Below are 3,553 nucleotides of genomic sequence, written 5' to 3'. Positions count from 1 at the left end.
CGTCCGGCGTGGACCGCACCCCCCGCATGGCGGGAAGGATCATTGCCAAGGCCGGAACCACCAAACCCACGACCCCGAGGAACACCCAGTGCCAACTGCTCAACTCGGCAACCACGCCGGCGGCGAAGGGACCGATCATCGAGGGAATGACCCAGGCCGCCGAGAACGCGGCAAAGACTTGGGCATGCAACCTGGCGGGGTAGACCCGGGCGATCACCACATACAGCGCCACGGTCATGGCGCCTCCGCCGAGGCCTTGGACCAGCCTGCCGGCCACGAGCATCTGCATGGAAAGCGCGGTACCGGCGATGAGCAGCCCGGCCGCGAACAGCGCAACGGATGCGTACAGCGGGGCGGCCGGCCCACGCCTGTCCGCCCAGTTTCCTGCGGCCACCATGCCGATCACGCCCGTCGGCGAGCGGACCGGCGAAGGCCAACGCATAGAGTCCGGCACCGTCCAGATCGCGGCTCACGAGCGGCATGATGGTAGTGACGGCCATGGATTCGAACGCTGCCAGGAAGACCAACGCACAGGCACCCGCCGTCGCCAGGAGATAGGGGCGTTGCAGTATGCCGGCTGTTGCGTCGTGGCTTGTCATCATCCCAGCCTAGAAGCCCAAACGAGTTTGGGGCCACCTTCAAAATCCATTCAAGTGATTAATATTCACCTGAAATTAACTCTGGGCAAACTCTGTACTAAATAGCCGACTATCGGTTGTTCCCGTAATCATTCCGTGATGCACTGCTTGGCGTGAACTTCACAAGACGCAACTTCCTGTCCGTTGCCGGATCTGCCACGGCTGCGACGCTTGTCAGCGGCGCCACCGTGAGGACCGTGCCCGCCGTAACCGCACTTCCACAGCCCGGTTCCTCAGGCATCGACCACATCATCGTCGTGATGATGGAAAACCGCTCGTTCGACCATTTCCTTGGCTGGATGCCTGGCGCGGACGGAAAACAGGCCGGACTGACGTTCGTTGACCGCTACGGCATTCCGCATACAACCCACCACCTGACGGATTTCCAGGGCTGTGGGCATCCGGACCCTGACCATTCCTACGAGGGCGGCCGGATCCAGTTCAACAACGGCAAGAACGACGGCTGGCTGCGGGCAGGCGAGAACGATGAATTCGCCGTGGGATACTACGATTCGAGCGACCTCGACTTCTGGCGTCAAGCGGGTCCCGACTGGACCGTCTGCGACCGCTATTTCGCAGCCACCCTCGCCGAAACGTATCCGAACCGCTTCTACCAGCACTCTGCGGCCACGGACAGGCTCCATAACTCGACCGTCACCAGCACCCTGCCCACGATCTGGGACCGCTTGGCAGCCGCCGGCGTTCAGGGAAAGTACTACTACGGCGACGTTCCCTTTACCGCCCTCTGGGGAACAAAGTACCTCGGCATCTCCAGGCCCTACGCCGAGTTCCTCAGCGACTGCAGTTCCGGCAAGCTCCCCTCGGTGTCCTTCGTGGATCCGCGCTTCACGGATGAGTCCAGCGGAACCTCCGGCGACGACCACCCGCACGCCGACATCCGCTCGGGCGAGCTCTTCCTGGCGGAGGTCTACAACGCCGTGACCAAAAGCCCCAACTGGGCGAACACCATGCTGGTGGTCAACTACGACGAATGGGGCGGGTTCTACGACCACGTGCCACCGGAAACGGCACCGGACAGCAATCCGGATACCGCCCGGCGCGGCTTCCGCGTCCCGTCCATGGTCATTTCTCCGCGCGCCCGCAGGCAATTCGTGGCGCACGATACCTACGACCACACCTCAATCCTGAAGGCCATCGAGTGGCGCTGGGGGCTTCAAGCCCTGACGCCTCGGGACAATGCCGCGCGCAACATCGCCGAAGTGCTTGATTTCCAATCAGCACCCAATTTGACCGCTCCCACGTACCTCGTGCCGCCTTATGCCGCCGGACCGGCCTGCTCGCCTGTCGGGCCGCCGGCGGAGGAAGAGTGGGCCGGCCTGAAACAGAAAGCACTTGCGGACGGATGGACCCTGCCATGACCTTCAAGAACTTCGCCATTTCCAGGATGCGGCTCGGATTCACTGCGCTGCTGGTCGTCCTGCTGGGCGCCTCCTGCATCGCCTTCGGATTGCAGCAGACCGAGGCACAAGCGAGCGAACCCCAAACCGTCCAGAGCTCCGGGTACCTCCCGGGAGCCAAGCACGTGTTCGTGATCAACCTCGAGAACAAGGGGTACGACACCACATGGGGACCGGGTTCGGCGGCACCGTACCTTTCCACCACACTGCGCAACCAAGGCGTCCTGCTGAACCAGTATTTCGGCACGGCACACAACTCGCAGCCGAACTACGTCGCCCAGATTTCCGGTCAAGGACCCAACCCGCAGATGCAGGCCGATTGCCAGACGTACTCCCCGTTCGCGAAGACCGGAACAGCAGATCCCGGCCAGGCCGTTGGGGACGGCTGCGTCTTCCCCGCCGATGTGCCCACGGTGGCAGGCCAATTGACGGCAGCGGGCAAGACCTGGAAGGGCTACATGGAGGACATGGGCACACCGTGCCGCCACCCGGCCCTCGGCGCACCCGATGACACCCAGAAAGCAAGGGTCGGGGACCAGTACGCGGCCCGCCACAACCCCTTTGTCTACTTCGCGGGGATCACGGGGTCGCCGGATTGTGCGAAGAACAACGTGGACCTCGGAGACCTGAAGACCGATCTCGCTTCGGTCTCCACCACGCCCAACCTGTCCATGATCACGCCGAACCTTTGCCATGACGGACACGACTCCCCCTGCGTTGACGGACAGCCCGGCGGCCTGACCAGCGCCGATGCCTGGCTGAAGCAGTACGTTCCGCTGATCACCTCGTCTCCCGCCTTCCGCCAGGACGGCGTCCTGGTGATCACCTTCGACGAATCCGACAGCCCCCAATCAGACGCTTCCGCGTGTTGCGGCGAGGGCCCCGGGCCCAACTCCCCGCTTCCCGGGATTGTCGGACAGGGCGGCGGCCGGGTCGGCGCTTTGGTCATCTCCCCCTTCACCAAGGGCGGCACCTGGTCCACCACGCCGTACAACCACTACAGTCTGCTGGCCAGCATTGAAGACACCTTCGGCCTCCCGTATCTCGGCTACGCAGGCACCCCTGGGCTGAACCGCTTCGGACTAGACGTCTACAACGCCGGCCTCTAAGCCAAGCCGACGGCGGCGGTCGGCACGACGGCGCCGGTCGCCGTCGAGTCCGGGTTCAGCATCCAGCCGACCCGCTTGGCCGTGCTGAGCATCACGACGCTTTCGACGAGTTCGATCCCGGGAATGCGTTGCTGGATGGCGAGTTCCATCTCCATGACCTCGGCCAGCGTGCGCAGCCACATGATGATCACAAAGTTGGTGCTGCCGGTGGTGGAAGCCGTGAACCTGACGTTCCTCACGGCCCGCAACTCGGCGGCCGCGGCCTCGTGCTGGCCTGCTGGAACATTCGCGAACCACTGGCACGTCATGGGATAGCCGGAGAATTGCTGGGCGATTTCGCAGCGGAAGGACAGCATCCGGCTTGCTAGCACCCGGCCGAGCTGCCGTT

General features: G+C 63.8%; 3 protein-coding genes and 1 pseudogene. 2 read left to right on the top strand and 2 right to left on the bottom strand.

The features are described from left to right. A pseudogene (locus tag AHiyo1_RS21215) lies at nucleotides 1–599 on the bottom strand (MFS transporter); the annotation flags it as partial. Nucleotides 600–751: 152 nt separating this feature from the next. Between AHiyo1_RS21215 and AHiyo1_RS21210 the strand changes: the two are divergent. Continuing rightward, nucleotides 752–2,017 carry an alkaline phosphatase family protein gene (locus AHiyo1_RS21210; RefSeq protein ID WP_059389903.1) on the top strand — a complete coding sequence of 422 codons (1,266 nt, stop codon included), beginning with the start codon at nucleotides 752–754 and terminating at the stop codon, nucleotides 2,015–2,017. After that, entirely contained in the window at nucleotides 2,014–3,165 is a 1,152-nt protein-coding gene (locus tag AHiyo1_RS21205; RefSeq protein WP_253257524.1) for an alkaline phosphatase family protein, read from the top strand. Before AHiyo1_RS21210 ends, AHiyo1_RS21205 begins: the two co-directional genes overlap by 4 nt. On the opposite strand, the gene AHiyo1_RS21200 is transcribed toward AHiyo1_RS21205, so the two are convergent. Further along, nucleotides 3,162–3,553 (bottom strand): Lrp/AsnC ligand binding domain-containing protein (locus AHiyo1_RS21200; protein ID WP_172465692.1); only part of this gene is annotated, 392 nt, incomplete at its 5' end. The two genes, AHiyo1_RS21205 and AHiyo1_RS21200, sit on opposite strands and share 4 nt — an antisense overlap.

It is taken from the genome of Arthrobacter sp. Hiyo1 (assembly GCF_001263615.2).
GTDB lineage: Bacteria > Actinomycetota > Actinomycetes > Actinomycetales > Micrococcaceae > Arthrobacter.
The sequence above is the reverse complement of the archived record's forward strand: the minus strand, read 5'-3'. Positions and strand labels throughout refer to the sequence as shown.

Bases quoted from the DNA above. Each gene is read 5' to 3' on its own strand.
- AHiyo1_RS21205 (WP_253257524.1), top strand. From the start codon at position 2,014: ATGACCTTCAAGAACTTCGCCATTTCCAGGATGCGGCTCGGATTCACT.